The 23,288-nt window shown below is 61.1% G+C and carries 21 protein-coding genes; 13 read left to right on the forward strand and 8 right to left on the reverse strand.

Translation table 11 applies throughout. The annotated features are described in order from the left end of the window. The first annotated feature begins 14 nt into the window (after positions 1-14). Positions 15-878: an endonuclease/exonuclease/phosphatase family protein gene (locus tag HCI85_RS16480; protein ID WP_167146122.1), complete on the forward strand. Its 864-nt coding sequence runs from the start codon at positions 15-17 to the stop codon at positions 876-878. A gap of 15 nt (positions 879-893) precedes the next feature. Further along, positions 894-2,756, forward strand: coding sequence for a sensor domain-containing diguanylate cyclase (locus tag HCI85_RS16485; protein WP_167146124.1), 1,863 nt, complete (start codon positions 894-896; stop codon positions 2,754-2,756). A 6-nt stretch (positions 2,757-2,762) separates the two neighbouring features. On the opposite strand, the gene HCI85_RS16490 is transcribed toward HCI85_RS16485, so the two are convergent. Further along, the gene (locus HCI85_RS16490; RefSeq protein WP_167146126.1) at positions 2,763-4,181 is read right to left on the reverse strand and encodes a DASH family cryptochrome; all 1,419 of its coding nucleotides are present in this window, start codon (positions 4,179-4,181) and stop codon (positions 2,763-2,765) included. 310 nt (positions 4,182-4,491) lie between these two features. Between HCI85_RS16490 and HCI85_RS16495 the strand changes: the two genes are divergently transcribed. The 3 genes from HCI85_RS16495 to HCI85_RS16505 all read left to right on the forward strand — a co-directional run bounded on the left by HCI85_RS16495 (position 4,492) and on the right by HCI85_RS16505 (position 7,550). Further along, a complete protein-coding gene (locus HCI85_RS16495) occupies positions 4,492-5,085 on the forward strand; it encodes a MarC family protein (protein WP_090254436.1) in 594 nt (197 codons plus the stop codon). Continuing rightward, positions 5,082-5,858: an N-acetylmuramoyl-L-alanine amidase gene (locus HCI85_RS16500; RefSeq protein WP_167146128.1), complete on the forward strand. Its 777-nt coding sequence runs from the start codon at positions 5,082-5,084 to the stop codon at positions 5,856-5,858. Before HCI85_RS16495 ends, HCI85_RS16500 begins: the two co-directional genes overlap by 4 nt. A gap of 207 nt (positions 5,859-6,065) precedes the next feature. Continuing rightward, positions 6,066-7,550, forward strand: coding sequence for a nucleobase:cation symporter-2 family protein (locus tag HCI85_RS16505; RefSeq protein ID WP_160086532.1), 1,485 nt, complete (start codon positions 6,066-6,068; stop codon positions 7,548-7,550). Between the two features lie 20 nt (positions 7,551-7,570). On the opposite strand, the gene HCI85_RS16510 is transcribed toward HCI85_RS16505, so the two are convergent. From HCI85_RS16510 to algB, 3 genes are all read right to left on the reverse strand, one after another. Further along, positions 7,571-7,975, reverse strand: a complete 405-nt coding sequence (locus HCI85_RS16510) for a DUF1330 domain-containing protein (RefSeq protein WP_167146130.1) — start codon at positions 7,973-7,975, stop codon at positions 7,571-7,573. Positions 7,976-8,069: 94 nt separating this feature from the next. Next, entirely contained in the window at positions 8,070-9,845 is a 1,776-nt protein-coding gene (locus HCI85_RS16515) for a KinB sensor domain-containing domain (protein WP_167146132.1), read from the reverse strand. Further along, positions 9,842-11,194, reverse strand: coding sequence for a sigma-54-dependent response regulator transcription factor AlgB (algB, locus tag HCI85_RS16520; protein ID WP_160086536.1), 1,353 nt, complete (start codon positions 11,192-11,194; stop codon positions 9,842-9,844). Before algB ends, HCI85_RS16515 begins: the two co-directional genes overlap by 4 nt. 252 nt (positions 11,195-11,446) lie before the next feature. On the opposite strand from algB, the gene HCI85_RS16525 reads away from it, so the two are divergent. The 5 genes from HCI85_RS16525 (at position 11,447) to HCI85_RS16545 (ending at position 14,990) form a co-directional block, all read left to right on the forward strand. Continuing rightward, a complete protein-coding gene (locus HCI85_RS16525) occupies positions 11,447-12,283 on the forward strand; it encodes a BON domain-containing protein (protein WP_090254445.1) in 837 nt (278 codons plus the stop codon). A gap of 83 nt (positions 12,284-12,366) precedes the next feature. Then, positions 12,367-12,801, forward strand: a complete 435-nt coding sequence (locus HCI85_RS16530; RefSeq protein ID WP_090254447.1) for a ferritin-like domain-containing protein — start codon at positions 12,367-12,369, stop codon at positions 12,799-12,801. 77 nt (positions 12,802-12,878) lie between these two features. Continuing rightward, on the forward strand, positions 12,879-13,043 hold the full coding sequence (locus HCI85_RS16535) for a DUF1328 domain-containing protein (RefSeq protein ID WP_069521449.1): 165 nt from the start codon (positions 12,879-12,881) through the stop codon (positions 13,041-13,043). A gap of 154 nt (positions 13,044-13,197) precedes the next feature. Continuing rightward, positions 13,198-13,656 carry an inhibitor of vertebrate lysozyme family protein gene (locus HCI85_RS16540; protein ID WP_167146134.1) on the forward strand — a complete coding sequence of 153 codons (459 nt, stop codon included), beginning with the start codon at positions 13,198-13,200 and terminating at the stop codon, positions 13,654-13,656. A 104-nt stretch (positions 13,657-13,760) separates the two neighbouring features. Further along, on the forward strand, positions 13,761-14,990 hold the full coding sequence (locus tag HCI85_RS16545) for a nucleoside recognition domain-containing protein (protein WP_167146136.1): 1,230 nt from the start codon (positions 13,761-13,763) through the stop codon (positions 14,988-14,990). Between the two features lie 126 nt (positions 14,991-15,116). Here HCI85_RS16545 and HCI85_RS16550 read toward each other — a convergent pair whose 3' ends face one another. Both HCI85_RS16550 and HCI85_RS16555 read right to left on the reverse strand, forming a co-directional pair. After that, the gene (locus HCI85_RS16550) at positions 15,117-16,130 is read right to left on the reverse strand and encodes a DUF5924 family protein (protein ID WP_090254454.1); all 1,014 of its coding nucleotides are present in this window, start codon (positions 16,128-16,130) and stop codon (positions 15,117-15,119) included. Positions 16,131-16,141: 11 nt separating this feature from the next. Continuing rightward, a complete protein-coding gene (locus HCI85_RS16555; RefSeq protein WP_167146138.1) occupies positions 16,142-16,489 on the reverse strand; it encodes a VOC family protein in 348 nt (115 codons plus the stop codon). Positions 16,490-16,694: 205 nt separating this feature from the next. Between HCI85_RS16555 and HCI85_RS16560 the strand changes: the two genes are divergently transcribed. After that, positions 16,695-17,657 carry an SDR family oxidoreductase gene (locus HCI85_RS16560; protein WP_167146141.1) on the forward strand — a complete coding sequence of 321 codons (963 nt, stop codon included), beginning with the start codon at positions 16,695-16,697 and terminating at the stop codon, positions 17,655-17,657. A 25-nt stretch (positions 17,658-17,682) separates the two neighbouring features. Here the strand turns inward: HCI85_RS16560 and HCI85_RS16565 are convergent, their stop codons facing one another. Both HCI85_RS16565 and HCI85_RS16570 read right to left on the reverse strand, forming a co-directional pair. Then, complete coding sequence (locus HCI85_RS16565; protein WP_167146143.1) at positions 17,683-18,165, reverse strand: hypothetical protein; 483 nt, start codon at positions 18,163-18,165, stop codon at positions 17,683-17,685. A gap of 30 nt (positions 18,166-18,195) precedes the next feature. Then, positions 18,196-19,221: an AraC family transcriptional regulator gene (locus HCI85_RS16570; protein ID WP_167146145.1), complete on the reverse strand. Its 1,026-nt coding sequence runs from the start codon at positions 19,219-19,221 to the stop codon at positions 18,196-18,198. 227 nt (positions 19,222-19,448) lie between these two features. Here HCI85_RS16570 and HCI85_RS16575 point away from each other — a divergent pair, with 227 nt between their 5' ends. Both HCI85_RS16575 and HCI85_RS16580 read left to right on the forward strand, forming a co-directional pair. Next, positions 19,449-20,420, forward strand: a complete 972-nt coding sequence (locus tag HCI85_RS16575; RefSeq protein WP_167146147.1) for a TAXI family TRAP transporter solute-binding subunit — start codon at positions 19,449-19,451, stop codon at positions 20,418-20,420. A gap of 109 nt (positions 20,421-20,529) precedes the next feature. Continuing rightward, positions 20,530-23,088 carry a TRAP transporter permease gene (locus HCI85_RS16580; protein ID WP_167146149.1) on the forward strand — a complete coding sequence of 853 codons (2,559 nt, stop codon included), beginning with the start codon at positions 20,530-20,532 and terminating at the stop codon, positions 23,086-23,088. The last annotated feature ends 200 nt before the right edge of the window (positions 23,089-23,288 follow it).

Genomic DNA, 23,288 nt, shown 5'->3' on the forward strand with positions numbered 1-23,288 from the left:
GCGGATAACGCGTAATGCTCAGGCGCTGGCCGGCCAGACGGGCGATTGACCTGTGCGATCCACAGGTCAATCCACGTTGCGCGCCAGCCGACGACTGGCCGCAAAATGGCAGCCTGCGCTTGCTCAGTTTCAACATTCAGGTCGGCATCAGCACCCAGCGTTATCACCACTACCTGACACGCAGCTGGCAGCATCTGTTGCCGCATGCCGGGCGCAGCGGCAATCTGCAACGGATTGGCGATCTGCTTGGTGATTTCGACTTGGTCGCACTTCAGGAGGTCGATGGCGGCAGCCTGCGCTCGGGCTACGTCAATCAGGTCGAGCATCTCGCGCATCTCGGCGCCTTCCCTTATTGGTACCAGCAACTCAACCGTAACCTTGGCCGTTTCGCGCAGCATAGCAACGGTGTGCTCAGTCGTTTGCGTCCTAGTTTGCTGGAAGACCACCCGCTGCCCGGCCCGCCCGGCCGCGGCGCGATGTTGCTGCGCATTGGTGAAGGACCGGACGCGATTGTTGTGGTGATGATGCACCTGTCCCTTGGCGCGCGTACTCGTACCCGTCAGCTGGCTTATATCCGCGAACTGCTCAGTGACTATCGGCATATGGTGCTGATGGGCGATATGAACACCCATGCCAATGATTTGCTGCTGCATTCGCCGCTGCGCGACCTTGGTCTGGTTGCTCCGCAGATCGAGGCGACCTTTCCAAGCTGGCGGCCGCAGCGCTGCCTGGACCACATTCTGCTCAGCCCGGAGTTACCCCTGGAACGTTGTGAAGTGCTGTCGCAGCCTATTTCCGATCACTTGCCCGTGGCCGTGCAAATTCGTTTGCCCACTTCACTCTATGGGCCGGCAACGCCTATGCTGAGTGAGCCTTAAACGTGGACTGCAACCATGACTGACGATGCCCAGCGCTGGAAAAGCAAGTACCTGGAAAGCCTGGAACAACAAGAAAAGCTAGAGCGCCGCTGGGATGCTCGGCTCGACCTGCTACGACGTGGACTGGTGCGCAGTTCGCTGGCCGCCGAAGGCAGTGACAAGTCGGTTGACCAGTGCATGCAGGAGCTGCGCGACATTCTGCGTCGCGATGATATTGACGCCGGTCTGTCGGGGCTGATTCCTCGGCTGGAAAAAGCCGTGCTGGATTCGGAAAAGCGCCGCCAAGATCGCGTCGAACAGAACATCTCCGGCGTCACCAGCCTGACCGATCAATTGCTTGCCCTGGAGCCTCCGCGCGAAGTGCGCAAAGCGCTCAAGCAGTTTGCCAAGCGCATTGAAGAGCGTGCCAGCCAACCGCGTGAGCTGCCGGCACTGCTGAGTGAGTTGAGCAGCCTGCAGCAGCAAGCCTTGGCCGCGCTTGATGACGAGGCTACCCAGGCCCGTCCGGGGTTCCTCCAGCGCTTGTTTGGGGGCAAGGACGCTGCACCCGTTAGCTCCGCCGATAGCGAGCCGGCAACCGCTGATGATGCGCCGCCCGTTGCCCCTGCTCCAAACGCTGTCGCACAGCCTGAGCCTCTTGCGCAGGCGGTTGAACCAATGCTGAAGGCGAGCAGTGAAGCGGCTGCGGTTGTGGCGCCGGTCACGCCAAATCCCGCCCCTACGCCATCACTTGCTGCCGTAACGTCCATCGCCGCCGTGACGCCCATGTCAGCTATGCCTGCCCAGGCCTCTGGGGACCCGGCGTATGCGCTGCCAGAAATTCCCGAGCCGGGTTACAGCGCTGTAGCGCCGCATATTGGCGATAGCCTGATGGGCTTGCTCGATGAGTTGGACTTGCCGGAGCGTCATCGGCCGCAGGGTGAGGTGTTGCGTCAGCGCGTGCAGGGTGGTTTGAACTGGTATGAGCTGGTGTCGGTGCTGGACGATCTGGCTGTGCTGGTCTTGGCCGTTACTGACAGCGGTCAGCGTGAGTTTGCCAGCTACCTCAAGCAGCTCAATGAGCGTCTGGCATCGTTTCTCAGCACCCTCAGCGAGGCTCACGAGGGCTACAGCGAGTCGGCGGAGAGTGCGCGCACGTTCAATCAGGAGCTGCGCGATCAGGTCAGCGGTTTGCAGGCTAGTGTGCAGGATGCGGTTGATCTACCGACGCTCAAGCAATCTCTGGAAGCCCGTCTGGATGGCTTACTCAGCACGGTCAGCGAGCACCAGAAGCAACGTGATGGCCATGAAGAGGCCGTGGCGCAGCGGTTGCAAAGCCTGACCCAGAAGGTTGCCGATATGGAGCAGGAAGCGCAGAGCTTCCGCGATCACCTCGAAGAGCAGCGGCAGAAAGCCCTGATCGACCCGCTCACCGGCCTGCCCAACCGTGCCGGCTGGAGTGAGCGCCTTGAGCTGGAGATGGCGCGCTGGAAACGCTATGGCGGCGAGTTGCTACTGGCGGTACTGGATATTGACCACTTCAAGCGGATCAACGATGGCTACGGTCATCTGGCGGGCGACAAAGTATTGAAGATCATCGCCGGTGAGTTGGCCAAACGTTTGCGCAAGACAGACTTTATTGCCCGTTTTGGCGGTGAGGAGTTTGTTCTGCTGATTCCTTCCACCCCGTTAGAGGGCGGTCACCAGCTGCTACAAACCCTGCTGGATGGCGTGGAGCAGTGCCCCTTTCACTTTCGGGGAGAGCGCGTGACCATCACCCTGTCGGCCGGTCTGACGGCCTTTGCCAGTGGAGAGGACAGCGACAAGGTCTTCGAGCGGGCCGATCAGGCGCTGTATCGCGCCAAGAGCGGCGGGCGCAATCGGGTTGAACTGAACTGAGCCGATTCAGGCCACTGCGTGCAGGTAAGGCTTCCAGCTCTCCGGAATGCTGTCCAACTGCGGGTAGCCAAGGCTGCGCAGGTGTCCGCCCGCAAGTAAGAAAGGCGTATGGCGCAGCGCTTGCGGCACGTCACGCAGTTCCGGTAGCCAGAGGCTGACGTACTGCGCTTCAGGGTCATATTCACGGGCCTGGCGCAGGGCATTGAAGACACGGTTGTGGCGTGGGTCGTTGCCCACGCCGGCCAGGTAGGCCCAGTTACCCCAGTTGCTGGCCGGGTCGTAATCGATCAGATGCTCTTCAAACCAGGCCGCGCCGTGGCGCCAGTCCTGCTGTAAATCATTGATCAGGTAGCTGGCGACCACCTGACGACCGCGATTGGACATAAAGCCGGTGGCGGCCAGTTCGCGCATATTGGCATCCACCAGCGGCATGCCCGTGCGACCGCGTGACCAGTCCTGAAAGCGTTGGTCCAGCTGCTGCGGTGCCCGTTCAGTGGCTTTCAGGCCGCCTGCTTTGAACAGTGCGCTGCCATGGCGAATCAGGGTCCAGCGAAAGAAGTCGCGCCAGAGCATTTCGACCCATAGCCAATAGGTCGAATCATTGCGTTTGAACTGCGCTTCATGCCGACGCAGTTCGGCCACCACGCGGCGTGCCGAGAGGCTGCCGTTGGCCAACCAGGGTGAGAATTTTGAGGAGTACTCACTGCCGATCATGCCGTTGCGGGTGTCTTTGTATTGCCGTACCGCCTGGGTTTTCCACAAGTAGTCGCGTAACCGGCCCAGCGCCGCGGGTTCGCCGCCGGCGAATGGAAACGCACTGGCGGCCACGCTGAGCGGTTCGCCGAGGCCCAGCTGCGACAAGGTCGGCAGAGGCTGCATCAGCGCCAGTGCACCATCTGGTAGCACCGGTAAGCGGTCGGGCGCATGGCGCGGTTGGAATACCTGCAGGCGTTCTTCCACTAGGCTGCGGAAACGGCTGAACACATGTGGCAGCTGATCGACACTGAAGGGCAGTTCATCTGGGCGCAACAGATTGTTGGCGGGCGCCTGTTGCAACGTGACATCGCCGAGTTGTCGGGCTACGCGGGCCACCTGGGCACGTTCATCGGGCGCGATTTCCTCCAGGGTCAGCACCTGATCCAGATTAAACTGGGCCACCAGTTGCGGGATCACCTGCTCCGCCTCGCCGATTACCAGCAGCAGATGTGAGCCGCGTTGGCGCAATTCACCTTCCAGCGCCACCAGGCTTTCCAGCAGAAAGCGCGCACGATGGACGCCCATGCGGCGCATGCCAAACGCGTTGAGTTGCAGCAGTGCTGGGTCCAGCACATACACCGGTAACAGGCATTCAGCCGTTAGGCCCGCCTGTAAGGCGGGGTGGTCATCAAGGCGTAGATCCTGTTTGAACCACAGCAGTGCGCGCATGGTGCTGGCCTCCTAAGCAATACAAAAACTGTACAAGATATCCATATTTGTACAGCTTCCAGTCTAGCAGCGCCAATTGTGTCTTGCCCGGGCAATAGACCAGCGCGGCAAATCTGCCGGATCAAAGGTCTTTTCTACACCGACGGCTAACCGCAGAGCGCTGGTTGAGCGTGTTGCTGTAGTGCTCGGTGGCGAATGTAACTCAGCACGACCGTCATGCTTGCTAGGCCCCATGCCTGCGCACACTAAGGCGCGTTCGCATTGCAACGGTAACAGGCCCTAAACTCTGCCGATCTGTTGAGGAGTCACTATGGATATTTTCGGCATCGCTGCGTTGATCTTTCTGGTCACCGATCCCTTCGGCAATATCGCCATCTTTATCGCCGCATTGAAAAACGTACCGGCCAAACGTCGCCTGTGGGTTGCAGCACGTGAGTTGCTGTTTGCGCTGGCGTTGTTGCTGCTGTTTCTTACCTTTGGTGACAAAGTGCTCAGCGCGCTGGGGCTGTCGCGGGAGGCAACGGCGATTGCCGGCGGTATCATCCTGTTTGTGATCGCCATGCGCCTGATCTTCCCTGGCCCGCAAGGGGTATTGGGTGATGTGCCGGATGGCGAGCCCATGCTGGTGCCGCTGGCCACTCCGGCGGTTGCCGGGCCGTCCGCCCTGGCGGTGTTGATGACCCTGCGCAATACCCACGAGGGTGAGCTTTGGGAGCTCTATGCCGCCGTCGTGTTGGCCTGGGCGGCCACTGCATTCATTTTGCTGCAGGCTTCATGGCTGCAGCGGTTTCTCGGACCTCGCGGGTTGACCGCAGTGGAGCGGTTGATGGGCATGCTGTTGATCATGCTCAGCGTCGATATGCTGCTGGATAACCTGCAAAGCGTGTTGCATATCAGCCCATGAAAACTCTGTGTTTAAGTATTCTGGTGCTATGGCTGGCCGGCTGTAGCAGCGGCCTGCGCATCGATGATAGCTATACCGCCACCGGGCAGAACAGCCGCGTGCAGTACATCGTGCTGCACTACACCTCTACCGACATGGCGCGCTCGCTGCAATTGCTGACCGAGACCGACGTCAGCAGTCATTACCTGATCGGCGAAGCCCCGCCGACCATCTACCGCCTGGTCGACGAGAACCGCCGTGCCTGGCATGCCGGTGACAGCCAGTGGCAGGGGCGGACCTGGCTCAATGGCACCACGATTGGCATCGAGCTGGTTAACCAGGGGTTTTATGACACGCCCAGCGGCCGTTACTGGCAGCCCTTTGCTCCGGCGCAGATCGACGCGCTGATCGAGCTGCTTAAAGACATCATGCAACGCCACCAACTGCCGCCTGGCAGCATCCTGGCGCACAGTGATGTCGCGCCGCAGCGCAAGGTTGACCCCGGTCCGCTGTTCCCCTGGAAACGCTTGGCCGATGCCGGTCTGATGCCTTGGCCGGATGCCAAGGCTGTGGCGCGTCAGCAGGCGCTGTTCAGCGCCAGTCTGCCAAGCGTGCAATGGTTTCAAGAGCAATTGATGCGGCAGGGCTACGCGGTGCCGCTGAATGGTGAGCTGGATCAAGCCACGCGCAATGTCATCGCGGCCTTTCAGATGAAATACCGCCCGGCACGTTATGACGGCGAGCCGGATGCCCAGACGGCAGCGCTGCTGGTGGTACTGGCCGCAATGCTCTAAACCGAGGCCCGCAGCGTTGGTGATAAACGACCGCCGAAACAACGTGTGTTTCGGCGGTTTTTTATGTGTGCATGTTCTTTTCTAGACTGTGTATTCGATAATCGTTCTGCCGATGCTCTTTTGTCTAAAAATGTATACAAAGTTGTAGCCAAGAGCTTTTTGGTTTGTCTACATTAGCCGGACAAGAACAACAGCGAGTAACTCAGCATGACGACTTCACCTGTTACGCCGTCCTCCGCGCAGCGTCCGGAAGACGAAAACCTCGGTATCGGTGCCAACCTCGCCTATGGCCTGCAGCATGTGCTGACCATGTACGGCGGGATTGTCGCGGTTCCGTTGATTGTCGGTCAGGCGGCTGGACTGTCGCCGGCGGATATTGGTCTGCTGATTGCCGCCTCATTGTTTGCCGGTGGCCTGGCGACCCTGCTGCAAACCCTCGGCCTGCCGTTCTTCGGCTCGCAGCTGCCGCTGGTGCAGGGCGTGTCCTTTGCCGGTGTGGCGACCATGATCGCGATTATCGGTAGCGATGGTGCCGGCGGTCTCCCGGCAGTGTTCGGCGCGGTAATTGCGGCGTCGCTGATCGGCTTGCTGATCACGCCCGTGTTCTCACGCATCACCAAATTCTTCCCGCCACTGGTCAATGGCATTGTCATCACCATCATTGGCCTGACGCTGATGCCGGTGGCGGCGCGCTGGGCCATGGGCGGCAACAGTGCCGCGGTGGATTTCGGTAGCATGGCCAATATCGGTCTGGCCGCGCTGACCCTGGTCACCGTGCTGCTGTTGAGCAAATTGGGTAGTTCGAGCATCTCGCGCCTGTCGATCCTGCTGGCCATGGTCATCGGCACTCTGGTGGCCGTGGCCCTGGGTATGGCGGATTTTTCCAAGGTGACTGAAGGGCCGATGGTGGCGCTGCCCAGTCCGTTCCATTTCGGCATGCCGACCTTCCATGTCGCGGCCATCATTTCGATGCTGATCGTGATCATCGTCACCCTGGTGGAAACTTCGGCGGACATCCTTGCGGTCGGTGACATCATCGAAACCAAGGTCGACTCCAAGCGCCTGGGCAACGGCCTGCGTGCGGACATGATCTCCAGCGTGTTTGCGCCGATCTTTGGCTCGTTCACCCAGAGTGCCTTTGCCCAGAACGTCGGCCTGGTGGCGGTGACCGGAGTGAAAAGCCGCTATGTAGTGGCCTCGGCCGGCTTGATTCTGGTGACCCTCGGCCTGCTGCCGGTGATGGGTCGTCTGGTCGCTGCCGTGCCCACGGCGGTGCTCGGCGGTGCCGGTGTGGTGCTGTTCGGCACCGTGGCGGCCAGCGGTATCCGTACCCTGTCCAAAGTTGATTACCGCAACAACATGAACCTGATCATTGTCGCCACTTCGATCGGTTTCGGCATGATCCCGATTGCTGCGCCGACCTTCTACCACCACTTCCCGGCCTGGTTCGAAACCATTTTCCATTCGGGCATCAGTTCGGCGGCGATCATGGCGATTGTGCTCAACCTGGCCTTCAACCACTTCAAAACCGGCAACTCGGACCAGCAATCGGTCTTCGTGGCCGGCCACGAGCGGACCCTGCGTTACCAGGACATTGCCGCACTGAACGATGGCGATTACTTCAAAGGCGGCAAGCTGTTCGATGCCGAGGGCAAGGAAGTGCCGCTGATCAAGGAAGCGTCAGGGCACTAGCCGGGCTTGCCACCACGCGTTTAACGCGGCGTGGTGGCGATCAGGCGTGAGTCGGCCAGAGCGGCCGTGCGGTGTTCGGTGGCCGCGCGGTACTCCGGGTCGGCAAGCATGCTGAGAAAGGCCGCCTTGGAGGGGTAGCGTACCAACAGCAGTTCATCCCACTGTTCACCCTCCGGGGCAATCAGGGCCGCTTGTGCGGCGGCCATGACCTGCACCTCACCCCCCACCCCGCGCACTTTGCGCAGCGCCGTTTGGCTGTAGCGTGCATAGGCTTCGCGCCCGCTGCAGGGAGTATGGCTGCTGCCGCTGGAGTAGCTGGCCTGGGACTGAAAGCGCAGCAGGTTGAGCATCAGCAATGGCGTATCGTCGGCTACTGCAGCGCTAAAGGCAGCCAGTTGGGCAGGGCTGGGGTTGATGCTGGGCATGACAGCGCTCCTCATGTGTGGAGCGCTAAGTGTCGGCATGCATCGGCTCACAGGCAATCTGCATCAGCCAGGCTGATTGCCTGTAATCGATGCCTTAAACCGGCAACGCCACATAAAACTGCGCACCCTGACCGGCGCGTGAATGCACGCCAATCTGTCCGCCATGCAGCTGGATGATTTCCTTGCACAGCGCCAGGCCGAGGCCGGCGCCGCCTTTCTTGCGGCTGACCTGCACGAAGGGCTCGAAGATTCGCGCCTGCTGGCGATAGGGAATGCCCTCGCCGTTGTCTTCCACACTGAGCACCACCCGATCATCCTGCTGCCGTGCCTGCAGGCGGATGTGCCCGCCGGGGTGGCTGTGGCGCAGGGCGTTGCCAATCAGGTTATCGAGCACCCGCTCGATCTGCAGCGGATCGATCTGCACGTCCGGCAGATCGCCGTGCACTTCACAGGCTAGGCTGATCTGCAGCTCGGCGGCCTGGGTGGTGAAGCGTTGCTGGGTCTGTTGCAGCAGCGTGCCTAAGGCACAGGTAGAAAGCTCCAGGGTCTGCAGGCCATTCTGGTAGCGCGAGAAATTCAGCAGATCGTTGATCAGGCGCAGCAGGCGGTGCATTTCCTCATCCACGGTATTCAGTAGGTCGGCTTCACGGGATTCTGCGGCAAACTGCAGGCGCTCCTGCAGCAGGCCGAACGCCATCAGCATGCCGGTCACCGGCGTACGCAGCTCATGCGAGGCGCGCAGTACAAACTCGCTGCGCACCCGTTCAAAGGCGCGCTGCTCGGTGACATCGCGCAGCACCATCACCGCGCACTTAAAGCGCCCTTCGCTGTGATGGACGCCAGACAGGCTGTAGGCCAACACACGTTGCTCGCCATCGACCTCGGTTTGCACATCGTCCAGCACCTCATCCAGGCTTTCGCCCTGCAGCACCTTGTGCAACTGTTCGGCCAGATCGGCGCGATTCAGGGCCACGTCGAGGGTCTGCCCGAGCTGCTCGGCACCCCAGCCCAACTGGCGCAGGGCCACCGGGTTGACGTGCTCGACCCGGCCGGCGCAATCGAAGATCAGCAGGCCGTCGTCGATGCTGTCGAGCACCGCTTGCAGGCGTTGTTGCTCGGCCTGCAGGGCGGCCACATCGCTGCTCTTGAACTCGCGCAGGGCCTCGGCCATCAGGCCGAAGCGCTGGCTCAGGGCGGACATTTCCGCCACCGGGGTCAGCGGCAGGGTGACCTGAAAGTCGCCCTGGCCGATCTGATCGGCGGCCCGCGCCAATGCCTCGATGGGCCGGCCGAAGCGCTGGGCGATGCTGTGCGCGGTGACAAAGCCGATCACCAACACGGCCAGGCCGATCAGCCCAAGCAGCCCGGCGATCAGCCAGGCGCGTTCACGGGCGCGTGCTTCTTCCTGTTCCACGGCGCTGACGTAACGCATCTGCACGGCATTGATCCGGTCGCGCAGGGCCTCAATGGCTCGGCCGAAGCTGTCATTGCTGAGCAACTCACGGCGCACGGTCAAGGGCTTGGCCAGCAGGTCATCAAAGCTGGCGTAGGCGCGCTCAATTTCGGCAACCGCCTGACGGTCGCTGTCATCGGTGGCGCTTTCGGCGGCGCGCTGTAGCCAGAGTTTGAACTGCTGATCGGAGGCTTTCAGTGCCTCGCGGTCGAGGTCCTCGGCGAGCAGCAGAATCACCTGTTTGCCCAGCTCCTGACGCAGGCCCAGGCTGGCATCGATGATCTGCAGGTTGCGGGTCATTGCCTGGCTCTGCACCTGGGTCAGCTGTAGCACGCTGAACATCCCCAATAACAACCCGACCAAGGCGACGGTGAGCAGCGCACTGCTGCTGATAAACAGCCGGCTGCGCAGGTTCACAGGCTGAGCTGCTTGCGTTTGCGGTATAGGGTCGAGGCATCGATGCCGAGGGTTTTTGCCGCCTGGTCGAGGCTTTCGCTGTTGGCCATCACGGCGCTGATGTGGGCTTTTTCCAGGGCTTCAAGGCTCAGCTGGTCACCGATTTGTGGTGCACATGGGTTGGCCTGGGCGTTGAGCCCGAGGTGGCTGACCTGCACCAGTTCTTCGCTGCAGATGATGCTGGCGCGCTCAATCACGTTGCGCAGCTCGCGGATATTGCCCGGCCAGGCGTAGGTGAGCAGCGCCTCGCGCGCTTCCTCGCTGAAGTTGCGTGCCGGCCGCGCGTACTCGACGACAAAGCGCGCCAGAAAACGCTCGGCCAGGTCGAGGATGTCCTCGCGGCGCTCGCGCAACGGCGGCAGGGTCAGGGTAATGACGTTGAGGCGATACAGCAGGTCTTCACGGAAGCGCCCTTGCTGGACCATTTCATCCAGGTTGAGGTTAGTGGCCGCGAGAATCCGCACATCGGCCTGACGGGTTACCGGGTCGCCGATGCGCTCGTATTGCTTGTCCTGAATAAAGCGCAGCAGCTTGGGCTGCAGCGCCAATGGGAAGTCACCGATCTCGTCAAGGAACAGGCTGCCGCCATCGGCCTGGTTGACCCGGCCCAGAGTACTCTCGCTGGCACCGGTAAAGGCGCCGCGGTTATGCCCGAATAGCTCGCTTTCCATCAGCTCGGCGCTCAGCGACGGGCAGTTGATGGTGATGCAGGATTTCTTCGCACGCTTGCTCCAGCGGTGAATGGCTTGCGCCAGCTCACCCTTGCCGGTGCCGGACTCGCCGAGAATCAGAATGTTGGCGTCGGTATCAGCCACCTGCTTAGCTGTTTGCAGCACCGCCATCAGCGCCGGGCTCTGCGAGTCGAGGCCATCGCCGGGCTTGCGCGCATAGCCTTCCAGACGCTCCAGGCGTTCAACCAGTTGGCGCGCTTCCAGCTGTTTGGCGGCGGCCAGGCGTAGCTGCTCCGGGCTGCAGGGCTTGACCAGATAATCCGCCGCGCCGGCTTGAATGGCATCCACCGCAGTGTCTACCGCCGAGTGCGCGGTGACGATCACTACACGCATCCAGGGCGCCTGCAGACGCATCTGCGCCAGCACCTCCAGGCCGTCGTCTGCGCCCAGGCGCAGATCGAGAAAGCACAGATCGAATACCTGCCGCAGCAGCAGGGCATCGGCCTGTGCCGCGCTGCTCGCGGTACTCACCTGATAACCCTGATCTTCCAGGCAGTAGCGGAAGGTGCGCAGGATGGCGGTCTCGTCATCCACCAGCAAAATGCGCCCCAGGCTGTGTTCTTCCGTGCTTGCGTGCATAGCCATCTCCTTCTTATCCCGCACGCAGTCATTGCGTGCACAGGGTTAGTCCGCGGCGCGTCGTGCAAGTTGCACGGCTGTTCTGTGGCGATCATGCAAGCTGCAAGCTTTGCGTGTGCGCTAATCAAGGTTAAGTAACTGATTTATATGGATTTATTAAGATTAAAAAAGCTGGCATGCGGCTTGCGATCTATCAGTAACGACGGCGACAAACGGCCGTCTGCTTGATCGTTATCCATTGGAGGAACTGCCATGCATCAATTGAAAACTCTGGCCCTGGCCACTGCGACCGCCGGCCTGATCGGTCTGGCGCCTTTCGCTGCCTATGCTGCCGAGGGCGATGCCAGCCGCGAGCTGAGCGAGGCGCGCCAGGAAGGCTCGATCTGGACCGCGTTTGCCCTTAACCGCCACCTCAACCCCTTCACCATCGATGTGGATGTGGAGAACGGCAGCGCCAAGCTGACCGGCAAGGTGGAAACCGATGTTGAGCGTGACCTGGCCGAGCAGATTGCCCTGGGTATCGAAGGGGTGAAGAAGGTCGACAACCAGCTGACCCTCGACCCGGCCTTTGAAGCCAAGGCCAGCGCCGAGCCGAACCTGTCGCAGCGTTTTGACGACGCGACCCTGGTCGCCACGGTGAAATCCAAGCTGCTGTGGAACAGCAATACCGAAGGTCTGGATATCAACGTTAATGCGGACAACGGCAAAGTCAGCCTGACCGGTAACGCGCAGACCGCTGAAGCCAAGGAGCTGGCTGGTCGTTTGGCGGCCAACACCGATGGCGTGCGTGCAGTGAACAATCAGCTCAGCGTCAGCGCCACTGACAGCACCGCTGCCAAGGCGCAGAACGCGGCCGATGACACCGCTGCGGTGATCAGCGATGCGTGGATCACCAGCAAGGTGAAATCCAGCTTTATCTACAGCCGTAACCTCGACGGTCTGGATATTTCCGTCGACACCCAGAAGGGCATGGTCAGCCTCAGCGGCACCGTGCTGAGCAACGCCGAGAAGCAACTGGCGATTGAAACCGCCCGCAATATTCGTGGCGTGCGCGGCGTTGACGCCGATGCTCTGCGCATCGATAGCTAATTCATCCGGGCGGCGGCCATACCGGTCGCGGCCTGTTGTCTGAGGCTGCCTTGGCAGCCAATACAACTCATAGGAGATCCACCATGACTGATAAAACAGAGCAACTTAACGAACTGATCGAAATCACCCGTGACGGCCAGCGCTTCTACCAGCACGCCCACGATGAAGTGAAGGACGTGCGCCTGCAGGTGCTGTTCCGCGACATGTCGCAGAGCAAGAGTGAGCTGATCCGCGCGCTGTCGGTAAAAGTTGCTGCCAACCAGGAAGTCCCGGCCAGCGGCGGCACCTTTGTCGGCAAGCTGCGTCAGGTTTACGCCGATACCAAAGCGACCCTGGTCAGCGACACCGAAGCCACCTACGTGTCGCAGCTGGAAGAAGCCGAAGACCGCATCCTGCATGCCTTCGAGGATGCGCTGGAAAGCGCCGAGCCCGATGTACAGGCTCTACTGACCGCAGAAATGCCGAAGGTGCGCGCTAACCATGACCGCATGCGTACCCTGAAACAGTCCATGCAGTAAGCCCGGTCCGGTGTGGTTTGCGCCACACCGGGTCTTACCGCGCCACGGCGCACACTGAGTAATCAAGGAGTATCGCCATGCTGAGTTGGGCCATTACCTTTCTGATTATCGCCATCATCGCTGCAGTCCTGGGCTTCGGTGGTATCGCCGGCACCGCCACGGGTATCGCGAAAATTCTCTTCGTGGTGTTCCTGGTGATGTTTGTTGTCTCGTTCATTATGGGCCGCCGCCCACGTGGATAGCCGGTCGTTGAAAAACTACCTGCGTTGGCAATACCGCGTTAAAAGCGCCCTAGAAATGCTCATTTACAGCCGTAAACTCCGCTTTCTAGGTCGCTTTTGCCTTGTCTTGCCTGCCTCGCCTACGTTTTTCCAACGACCTTCTAGAGGAGCAACCATGACCATCAAGACGCTGCTTGCCGCCCTGTTGCTGGGCGGCAGTGCGGCGGCTTTGGCCGCGGATACCGATGGCCAATTCCGCCTCAATGAACTGCTCGCCAGTGACCCTGCCTACCAGGAGACCTGGCAAGAGCTGGTGGAAGACGAAAGCCGTTTGCCGGAGTGGGTGATGAACCTCAGCGGCATCGCCAGCCCCATGCAGGGCCTGGATGACGACGGTGACAAGTACCTGGTCGGCCAGCTGTGTGAGGCGCATAACTGCTTCAACCAGCGCCTCTACGTGGCCTTCAGCTGGGACAAGGAGGACGCCTACGCGCTCTATGTGCAACTGCCCGACGGCCTGCCGACGGACAAGGCACCCAGCCAGCACGCCACCCTGCGCTGGCTCGGCGAACCGGATGAAGCGACTCAGCAGTTGCTTCAAGAGCAACTGAAAAGCGACCCGAATTGGTACTAGTGGTTGTATGGCTCGCGGCTCAAGCGAGCCATACCCGTTAACCCCCACCCCAGCTTCACTAAGCCGCGCTATCATCCCGCCCATTGATCTGGGGGAGAGACGGCATGCTCAATTGGCTGTGGCTGGGGTTTTTCGTGGTGGCGGCCATTGCCGGCCTGTCGCGCTGGTTGCTCGGTGACGACCCGGCGGTGTTCGCTGCCATGGTCGAAAGCCTGTTTGCCATGGCCAAGCTGTCGGTCGAGGTCATGGTGCTGCTATTCGGCACCCTGACCCTCTGGCTCGGCCTGTTGCGGATCGCCGAGAAAGCCGGCCTGGTCGATGCCCTCGCGCGCATGCTTGGCCCGCTGTTTGCGCGACTGATGCCGGAAGTGCCGCGTGGTCACCCGGCCCTCGGCCTGATCACTATGAACTTCGCCGCCAATGGCCTGGGCCTGGACAATGCCGCCACGCCGATTGGCCTGAAAGCTATGCGTTCGCTGCAAACCCTCAACCCCAGCAGCACCACGGCGAGTAATGCGCAGATTCTCTTTCTGGTGCTTAACGCCTCGTCGCTGACCCTGCTGCCGGTGACCATCTTTATGTACCGCGCCCAGCAGGGTGCGCCTGATCCCACTCTGGTCTTTCTGCCGATTCTGCTGGCCACCAGTGCGTCGACCCTGGTCGGTTTACTGTCGGTGGCGCTGATGCAGCGCCTGCGCCTGTGGGACCCGGTGGTGTTGGCCTACCTGGTCCCCGGTGCGCTGCTGCTGGGTAGCTTTATGGCCGTGCTGGCGACCATGTCCGCCACAGCGTTGGCGGCGCTGTCGTCGCTTGCTGGCAACCTCACCCTGTTCGGCATCGTGCTGCTGTTTCTGCTGCTCGGCGCGCTGAAGAAGGTGGCGGTGTACGAGGAGTTTGTCGAAGGCGCGAAAGAAGGCTTCGACGTGGCCAAAAGCCTGCTGCCCTACTTGGTGGCGATGCTCTGTGCGATTGGCGTATTACGCGCATCTGGCGCCTTGGAATTCGGCCTCGACGGTATTCGCTGGCTGGTCGAGGTGTTCGGTTGGGATACGCGCTTTGTCGAAGCGCTGCCCACCGCGCTGGTCAAGCCGTTCTCCGGCAGCGCAGCGCGCGCCATGCTGATCGAAACCATGCAGACCCAGGGCGTCGACAGCTTTCCCGCGCTGGTCGCCGCGACCATTCAGGGCAGCACGGAAACCACCTTCTACGTGCTGGCGGTGTACTTCGGTGCGGTGGGTATCCAGCGTGTGCGCCATGCGGTGGGTTGCGCGCTGCTGGCTGAGTTTGCTGGCGTGGTGGCGGCGATCTTTGTCTGCTACTGGTTCTTCGGCTAAGCATTTAGCTCCCCTCTCCCACGTGTGGGAGAGGGGCTGGGGGAGAGGGTGAAAAAACACCAAGCCCTCTCCCTAACCCTCTCCCGTAAACGGGAGAGGGAATAAAAGGCACCCACAGCTAAGCCGCTACTCCACCACCTTAAACCGCAGCACCCCAATCATCTGCCCGGCTTCGGTCAGCACCTGCACCTGCCAGCGGCCTACGGCGTCGGCGGGGAAGTTCTGTTTGTGGGTCCAGGCGCGGTAGCCTTCCTTGCGCCCGCCGTGAATATCCAGGGCGATGCGCTCGACCTCGCCGCCATCGCGGCGCCAGACGTGATAAATCCGCTCATTCAGCCCGCGCGGTGCGTTGATCGCGGTGTAGGCGAACAGGCCCTGGCTGCGCAGCTGCGCCACGCTCAGTTCCTTGATGCTTTCGCCCGGCGCGCGGTTCTGGTTGTCGAATTCACTGGTGACCGCCACCTCAGTTAGCCACAAGGTCGCCGGTGGCACCCAGGTGCGCGCCAACCAGCCGCCTGCACCGATGGCCAGGGTCATGCCCACCAACAGCAGGCCACGCCACCAACGGCGCACGGTGATGATCGCGAACAGCGAGGGAAACGACAGCAATACCGCCGCCGCCAGTGCCAGCTGATAGCTCTGCGGGGTGGTCAGTTTGAAGATGATCGGCAGCGCGGTGAGCAGCACCGCGAACAGCGCCAGGGTGTGATAGGCGAGAAACAGCCAGCGCTTGGGCGCCAGCCACTTGTAGTACAGCGGATCAATGATCGAAATCAGCGCCGCGCAAGCCAGTAGGCCGCTGAACAGCAACTGGCCGCTGTTCCAGGTGGTGGTGATAAAGAAGAACGGCAGAACGAAGAACAGGCTCTCCTGGTGGATCATCTGCGTGGCATAGCGCAGCAGTGGCGGTGGTAACTCGAAACCGAACCACTGGGCAATGCGCTCGCGCAGGATGTTTTCCAGAATCAGCCACAACCAGCTGACCAGCATCACCAGCGCCAGCACCTGCGCCAGTCCGGCATGCCGCTCGACCAGCAGAAAGCTCGCCAACCCCGAGGCAAAGCCGAAGATCGCGACCATCCCCGGATTGCGCTGAATCAGGGCGATCAGTTTGAACACCTGTTGTTTCACTGCTTGCATGGGACGTCCGATTACTCCGACCACACGGCCAGACGATTACCACTGGGATCGCTGAACTCGAAGCGTCGCCCGCCGGGGAAGCTGAAAATTGCCTGAGTGATCTGCCCGCCAGCAGCGGCCACCTGGGCGCACACACCTTCCAGATCCGTGGCGTAAATCACTACCAGCGGCCCGGCACCCGCTGCGCTGTCGGTGGTAAAGCCGCCTGTCATGCGTCCGTCGGTAAAGCTGCTGTAGTGCGGGCCATAGTCGGTAAAGCGCCAGCCGAAGACCTGTTCATAGAACTGCTTGAGCGCCGGCAGGTCGACGGCGGCGAACTCGATGTAGTCGATACGCAGATTCTGTTCGGCTTGGCTCATGGCGGCATACCTGGGCAAATGGCGGGGCGCAGAGCATAGCGCGCCCAGCCGGCCAGGGCACACGCATCTGTCGCCTTTCGCCACGCTGTTTGGCCAGCCTTGCCACTGCCTCCGCGCAACCCGCTTGATAGCCTGCAATGGGGTATCACAGTCGTTAGAAATGCAGCGCTCGTACATTTGTGCGGTGCTGGGTACGGAGAGGGAAATGCGTGTCTTGATCACCGGCGCCGCTGGCTATATTGGCCAGCAGCTGCTTAACCAACTGGCTATTCAGCACCCGCAGTGGATGCTGATTGCCGCCGATATTCGCCCGCAGAACCGCGCGGGGATGAAGCTGAATATCGAGCCGGTGCTGCTCGATATCAGCCAGCCGGCCGCCGTGGAAGACTGCGTGGCCACCTGGCAGCCGCAAGCAATCGTCCACCTGGCCTCAGTCGTCACCCCGCCACCTGGGATGAGCGAAGCCCAGCTGCATGCCATTGATGTCGGCGGCACCCAGGCGCTGATCCAGGCGGCTGCGACCCATGGCGTCGAACAGTTGATCGTTACCAGCTCCGGCGCCGCCTATGGCTATGACCCGCAAAATGCCGAGTGGCTGGACGAAGACCAGCCGCTGCGCGGCCATGCGCAGTTCGCCTACGCCAAGCACAAACGTGAAGTCGAGTTGCTGCTGGCCGAAGCGCGCGCGCAGCATCCGCAACTCAAGCAACTGGTGCTGCGCCCCGGCACCATTCTCGGCAAACAGGTGAACAACCAGATCACCGAGCTGTTCAAAAAGCCGTCAGTGCTGGGTATTCGCGGCAGCGATAGCCGCTTTGTATTTATCTGGGATCAGGATGTGGTGGACATCATCTGCCGCGGCCTGCGCCAGCAGAGCGCCGGCATCTTCAACCTGGCCGGCGACGGCGCCCTGTCGCTCAAGGAAATCGCCGAGCTGCTGGGCAAACCCTACCGCTCCTTGCCAGCCTGGCTGATCCGCGCCGCGTTGCGCGTACTCAAGCCACTGGGCTTAAGCCCCTACGGTCCTGAGCAAGTGGATTTTCTGCGTTATCGCCCGGTGCTGAGTAACCGTCGGCTGAAACAGAACTTCGGCTTTAGCCCACGCTACAGCTCGCGCGAAGCGTTTCTGGCGTTTTTACGGGCGCAGGGGATTGAAGGGCAGGCTTGATTCTCGCTAGCGACTTGAACACACGTTAGGTTTCTTGAACACATTGGTTGGTATGCAGCGAGCTGTCTTTGCTTAAGCCACCGCCAACCACAAGGGCCGCGCTCAAGATCACGCAATTTTTAATTATGTATTGCCCTTCAAGAGTTAAGGCGTAAGGGAGTTTTATAAAGCAGATTTCAGGCAGTACAAATAACGGGAGGATAGTTCCGAACAACTGTAAGAACAGTAGGGTCAGGGCAATTCTCAGGAGTGGTCTAAAAAGCAGGCATATACCGATGGCCATCTCCCAGTACCCCAGAATAGGGATAAAGATGTCGGGAGGAAGCCAGGTTATTGTGTTGGTTATCAGATCATTTACTGGGCTCAAGCCAAGCGGTTTCAGCGCTCCAAGCCAAATAAATATGATTGATAAAGAATACTTCAGTAAAACTTGGCCGTGTTGATGCATCCATTCTGCAGCAATTTTGTCGCACCTTCCGAAGGTGAAGTTTCCTACTTTAAGTTCCATGTTGCTCCCTTGAAGATACTTAATAGATAGTTACTTGGCTTTCTGCCGCGCCCGATACTCGCCCGGCGTTAACCCCGTCCATTGGCGAAACGCGCGAAAGAACACGCTAGGTTCCGAATAGCCCAGCAGCAGGGCGATTTCTGCGGCGGGTAAGTCGCCGGTGCTTAGGTGTTGTTCGGCCAGTTGCTGGCGGGTGTCGTTCAGCAGTTGCTGGTAGTTGCAGCCTTCGTCCGCCAGGCGACGTTGCAGGGTGCGTTCACTCAGGTGCAGATGGCGCGCCAGTTCGCTGCGATCCGGCTCGCCGCGCGCCAGTTGTTCGCCGAGCAACGCCACCACGCGGGCGCTTAGCCCTTCGCTGGGCAGTCGTGCGAGCAGGGCTTCGGCATGCTGGCGCAGCAGGTTTTGCAGCGGCGGGTTGGCCTGGATAAGCGGCGCGCGGGCCAGGCTGCGCGGCAGGACGATGCCGTAATCACTGGCGGCAAATTGCAGCGGGCAGGCGAAAGTCTCGCGGTAGCTGTCCAACGTCGGCGGCTCGGGGTGAGCGAACTGCGCGCGCAGCAGCTGCCAGTTATCCAGCAGCGGATGCAGCATCTGTACCCAGCAGGCCATCAGTGCCAGTACGCGGGTGCGGGTGGCCGGCAGCTCGGGGTGCAGCGGGCGGTAGAGCAGTTGCAGCTCCTCGCCTTGCTCACGCAATTGCACCTCGCCGCCCTCACCCACTAGACGCTGATAGCGCAGCCCGGCGGCCAGCGCGTCGCCAAGGGTCGGGCTACTCTGCAACAGGTAACCGAGCACGCTGAACGGGCCAGGGGCGAGGTTGCAGCCCAGGGCCAGGCCGGGTTCGGCATGTTCGATACGGCTGAGGTGTTGCCACAGTTGTTCCTGAGTGGCGAAAGGCACGCGCGCATCGGGGTCGCTGAGTTGGCTGTCGTGCAGTTCGCAGGCGCTCATCAATTGAGCGCGATCAACGCCCAGGCGGCTGGCGGCATGCAGTACCGCCAGGGTGATGCTGGCGCTGACGGAGGTGTGTTGCGAGTCGAGTGTGTGCTTGGGCATGGCTCGATTCTGCCCAAAGCTGTGGCCTGAAGGTAGCGTTAAGACGTCTAGAATCTGTTCCATTCGCGCCGCCGCGAACGAAACGGCAACGACTCTCTCTAACACTTGGTTACCAGGAGCGTCGGTATTACTCCGTGCAACCTGTGGCTGAGCGGTTAGACTCTTGTCCTCCGGGCGCACTCAAAAGGTGCGGCCGGCTCAAAAATAAACAGAAAAGGAGAACTCCCATGAAAGGTAAATCCCTGGCATGGGCCCTGTCGGCTGCACTCGCAGGTATTACCCTGAGCAGCGCCGTACAGGCCGAAGAGAAATTCGTCACCATCGGCACCGGTGGTCAAACCGGCGTTTATTACGTTGCCGGCCAATCGATCTGCCGCTTCCTCAATCGCGGTGCGGCTGAGCACGGCATCAAGTGCAACGCGCCAGCCAGCGGCGGCGGCGTGGCCAACGTCAACGGCATCCGCAGTGGCGAATTCAATTTCGGCATCATGCAGTCGGACCACCAGTTCAAGGCCATGAAGGGCGTTGCGCCGTTCGAGAAAGAAGGCGCCATGGAGGACATCCGTGCCGTGTTCTCGCTGCAGAGTGAGGTGTTCACCATCCTCGCCCGCCGTGATGCCAACATCGCCAGTTTCGATGACCTCAAAGGCAAGCGCGTAAACATCGGCAACCCAGGTTCCGGTCAGCGCGACACCCTGGAAGAGATCATGCAGGTCAAGGGCTGGGATCGCTCCGCCTTCTCCCTGGCCGCCGAGTTGAAGCCAGCTGAGCAGGCGTCTGCCCTAGGCGACAACAATATCGACGCGATGACCTACTTCGTTGGCCACCCTAACGGTGCCATCCAGGAAGCCACCACCACCACCGACGCGGTGCTGGTGCCGGTGACCGGTGCGGAAATCGAGAAGCTGCTGGCTGAGAAGAGCTACTACACCAAGGCTGATATCCCAGGTGGCGTGTACAAGGGCAACGACGCGCCAACTCCATCGATTGGCGGCAAAGCGGTGCTTTCCACCTCGGCTAAGGCCAGTCCGGAAGTGGTTTACCAGCTGGTTAAATCGGTATTCGACAACATTGATCGCTTCAAGCGTCTGCACCCTGCATTTGCCGACCTGAAAGAAGAAGACATGATCAAAGTCGGCCTCAGCGCACCGCTGCACGAAGGTGCCGTGCGTTACTACAAAGAGCGCGGCTGGCTGTAAGCAGCCTACGCTGCCCGTCAAACGGGCTAGTGTCTCTAGATAAGCAAACCCGCAGCTGCAAGGCTGCGGGTTTTGCCGTTTTCCGTACTCTCGAATGCAGGTTCAACCCATGCATGACAAGCAACTGTCCACCGAAGAACTGATCGCCCAGGATGTCGGTGCGCGCACCCCGCTGGGAGCCATGGCCCAGGTGATCACCGGCCTGGCTCTGCTCTGGTCGCTGTTTCAACTGTGGATCGCCTCGCCGCTGCCGTTTGTGTTCGGTATTGGTGTGTTCAACGACACCGAAACCCGCGCTATCCACCTGGCGTTTGCCCTGTTGTTGGCGTTTCTCGCCTACCCTGCCTTTCGCAAGTCGCCGCGTGACCGCGTGCCGCTGCTGGATATCGCCCTAGGTCTGGTCGCTGCCGCCAGCGCCGCCTACCTGTTTATTTTCTACCAGCAGTTGGCGTTGCGCCCCGGTAGCCTGACCACTGCGGACATGCTGACCGCGTGCATCGGCATCCCGTTGCTGCTGGAAGCCACCCGCCGAGTGCTCGGCCCGCCACTGGCGATCATCGCTCTGCTGTTCCTCGTTTACAGCCTGGCCGGGCCTTATATGCCGGGGATGCTGGCGCACCGTGGGGTCAGCTTCAATGCCATGGCCAACCACCAGTGGATCACCACCGAAGGGGTGTTCGGCATCGCCCTCGGCGTATCCACCAGCTTCGTGTTTCTCTTTGTGCTGTTCGGTGCCTTGCTCGAACGGGCCGGCGCGGGGCATTACTTTATTCAGCTGGCTTTCAGCATGCTCGGCCACTTCCGTGGTGGCCCGGCCAAGGCGGCCGTGGTTGCGTCGGGGCTGACCGGACTGATCTCCGGCTCGTCGATTGCCAACGTGGTCACCACCGGCACCTTCACCATTCCGATGATGAAGCGCACCGGCTTCTCGGCCGAGAAGGCCGGCGCGGTGGAAGTGGCGTCGTCGGTGAATGGCCAGATCATGCCGCCGGTGATGGGGGCTGCGGCCTTTCTGATGGTCGAGTACATCGGCATGCCCTATGTCGAGATCATCAAGCACGCTTTCCTGCCGGCGGCGATTTCCTATATCGCTCTGCTCTATATCGTCCATCTGGAAGCGCTGAAGCTTGGCCTGCAGCCGGTGGGCGGGCATCAGCCCAAGCCCTGGCTGCGCCGCCTGACCGGCTTCGCCTTCGGTGCGGCGCTGATCAGCGGCCTGTCGCTGGCGGTGTATTACGGCCTCGGCTGGCTCAAACCGGCGCTGGGTGAATATGCCCTGCCGGGTATCGGCGCGCTGCTGGCGCTGATCTACCTGGGCCTGCTGAAAATCGCCGCCAGTGTGCCGGTACTGCCGGCCGAAGACCCGGATGCGCCGCTCGACAAACTGCCGCAAACCCGCGCCGTGCTGCTCTCTGGTCTGCACTTTCTGCTGCCGGTGGTGGTGCTGGTCTGGTGCCTGATGATCGAGCGTCTGTCCCCCGGCCTGTCGGCCTTCTGGGGCAGCGTCATGCTGGTGATCATCCTGCTGACTCAGCGTCCGCTGCTGAGCTGGCTGCGAACCGATGGCACGCATGCCCACGGCTCGTTTATGGACGGCGTGATCGACCTGCGTGAAGGCCTGATTGCCGGTGCGCGCAATATGATTGGCATCGGTATTGCCACGGCGGCGGCGGGCATCATCGTCGGCGCGGTGTCGCAAACCGGGGTGGGCCTAGTGCTGGCCGATCTGGTCGAGTTGTTGTCGATGGGCAATCTGCTGCTGATGCTGGTGCTGACGGCGATCTTCAGCCTGGTGCTGGGCATGGGCTTGCCGACCACTGCCAACTACATTGTGGTGTCCAGCCTGCTGGTGCCGGTGATCGTCACCCTCGGCCAGCAGAATGGCCTTATCGTGCCGCTGATTGCCGTGCACCTGTTCGTCTTCTACTTCGGCATCATGGCCGACGTGACACCGCCGGTTGGCCTGGCCTCGTTCGCCGCTGCCGCGGTGTCCAAGGGCGATCCGATCAAGACTGGTCTGGAGGCCTTCTACTACAGCCTGCGCACAGCGGTGCTGCCGTTCCTGTTTATCTTCAACACTGACCTGCTGCTGATCGACGTGGATTTTTGGCACGGGGTGCTGATCTTTATCATCGCCACCGTCGCCATGCTGATCTTCGCCGCCGGCAGCCAGGGTTACTTCCTGGTGCGCAGCCGCTGGTACGAGAACCTGCTGCTGTTGCTGGTGGCGTTCACCCTGTTCCGTCCGGGCTTCTGGATGGACATGGTGCACGACCCTTACCGTGACATCCCGCCCGCGCAACTGGCCCAGGCCATGGGTGATGTAGCCGATGGCAGCCAGCTGCGTTTGCGCATCAAAGGCGAGGATGCGGTCGGCGATGCCCGCGAGTTCAGCCTGCTGCTGCCGGTGCCGGAAGGCGCCACGGGTGAAGAGCGCCTGGAGAAGCTCGGCCTGCTGACCTATGAAGAGGGTGGCAAGGTGCTGGTCGACAGCGTCACCTTCGGCAGCCCGGCGGCCGAAGCCGGTCTGGAGTTCGATCAGGAAATCCTCAAAGTCCGCGCCCCAACGGATCGCTGGACCAAGGAGCTGATGTGGATTCCTGGCTTCCTGGTGTTCGCCCTGGTGATCTGGTTGCAGCGTCGCCGGCGGGCCAACGGTGCGGCTTGAGTCGAGCCTGACGCCTCACCCGCTGCGCAGCTTGTTGCGCAGCGGATTGTTGATAAGTCTCTGGGGATCAGGCTGTAGGTCTTGTCGCCATTGGCTTTGAGCGGGCTGCGCAGAAACTTGCGCAGCCCTGCGCAACAAGTTGCTCAGCTTTTAGTGATCTGGCTCACAGTGGGTTTGAGTTCGCGCTTTAAAAGATTGCA

This window comes from Pseudomonas sp. OTU750018 (assembly GCF_011636575.1).
GTDB lineage: Bacteria > Pseudomonadota > Gammaproteobacteria > Pseudomonadales > Pseudomonadaceae > Aquipseudomonas > Aquipseudomonas peli.

Excerpts from the sequence above, each read along its gene's own strand:
- HCI85_RS16565 (WP_167146143.1), bottom strand. The coding sequence starts at position 18,165 with ATGGAACTTAAAGTAGGAAACTTCACCTTCGGAAGGTGCGACAAAATT.
- HCI85_RS16570 (WP_167146145.1), bottom strand. The coding sequence starts at position 19,221 with ATGCCCAAGCACACACTCGACTCGCAACACACCTCCGTCAGCGCCAGC.
- HCI85_RS16490 (WP_167146126.1), bottom strand. The coding sequence starts at position 4,181 with ATGCGCGCACTGCTGTGGTTCAAACAGGATCTACGCCTTGATGACCAC.
- HCI85_RS16505 (WP_160086532.1), top strand. The coding sequence starts at position 6,066 with ATGACGACTTCACCTGTTACGCCGTCCTCCGCGCAGCGTCCGGAAGAC.
- HCI85_RS16495 (WP_090254436.1), top strand. The coding sequence starts at position 4,492 with ATGGATATTTTCGGCATCGCTGCGTTGATCTTTCTGGTCACCGATCCC.
- HCI85_RS16500 (WP_167146128.1), top strand. The coding sequence starts at position 5,082 with ATGAAAACTCTGTGTTTAAGTATTCTGGTGCTATGGCTGGCCGGCTGT.
- HCI85_RS16580 (WP_167146149.1), top strand. The coding sequence starts at position 20,530 with ATGCATGACAAGCAACTGTCCACCGAAGAACTGATCGCCCAGGATGTC.
- HCI85_RS16535 (WP_069521449.1), top strand. The coding sequence starts at position 12,879 with ATGCTGAGTTGGGCCATTACCTTTCTGATTATCGCCATCATCGCTGCA.
- HCI85_RS16545 (WP_167146136.1), top strand. The coding sequence starts at position 13,761 with ATGCTCAATTGGCTGTGGCTGGGGTTTTTCGTGGTGGCGGCCATTGCC.
- HCI85_RS16480 (WP_167146122.1), top strand. The coding sequence starts at position 15 with ATGCTCAGGCGCTGGCCGGCCAGACGGGCGATTGACCTGTGCGATCCA.
- HCI85_RS16485 (WP_167146124.1), top strand. The coding sequence starts at position 894 with ATGACTGACGATGCCCAGCGCTGGAAAAGCAAGTACCTGGAAAGCCTG.
- HCI85_RS16575 (WP_167146147.1), top strand. The coding sequence starts at position 19,449 with ATGAAAGGTAAATCCCTGGCATGGGCCCTGTCGGCTGCACTCGCAGGT.
- HCI85_RS16550 (WP_090254454.1), bottom strand. The coding sequence starts at position 16,130 with ATGCAAGCAGTGAAACAACAGGTGTTCAAACTGATCGCCCTGATTCAG.
- HCI85_RS16530 (WP_090254447.1), top strand. The coding sequence starts at position 12,367 with ATGACTGATAAAACAGAGCAACTTAACGAACTGATCGAAATCACCCGT.
- HCI85_RS16555 (WP_167146138.1), bottom strand. The coding sequence starts at position 16,489 with ATGAGCCAAGCCGAACAGAATCTGCGTATCGACTACATCGAGTTCGCC.
- HCI85_RS16560 (WP_167146141.1), top strand. The coding sequence starts at position 16,695 with ATGCGTGTCTTGATCACCGGCGCCGCTGGCTATATTGGCCAGCAGCTG.
- HCI85_RS16540 (WP_167146134.1), top strand. The coding sequence starts at position 13,198 with ATGACCATCAAGACGCTGCTTGCCGCCCTGTTGCTGGGCGGCAGTGCG.
- algB (WP_160086536.1), bottom strand. The coding sequence starts at position 11,194 with ATGCACGCAAGCACGGAAGAACACAGCCTGGGGCGCATTTTGCTGGTG.
- HCI85_RS16510 (WP_167146130.1), bottom strand. The coding sequence starts at position 7,975 with ATGCCCAGCATCAACCCCAGCCCTGCCCAACTGGCTGCCTTTAGCGCT.
- HCI85_RS16525 (WP_090254445.1), top strand. The coding sequence starts at position 11,447 with ATGCATCAATTGAAAACTCTGGCCCTGGCCACTGCGACCGCCGGCCTG.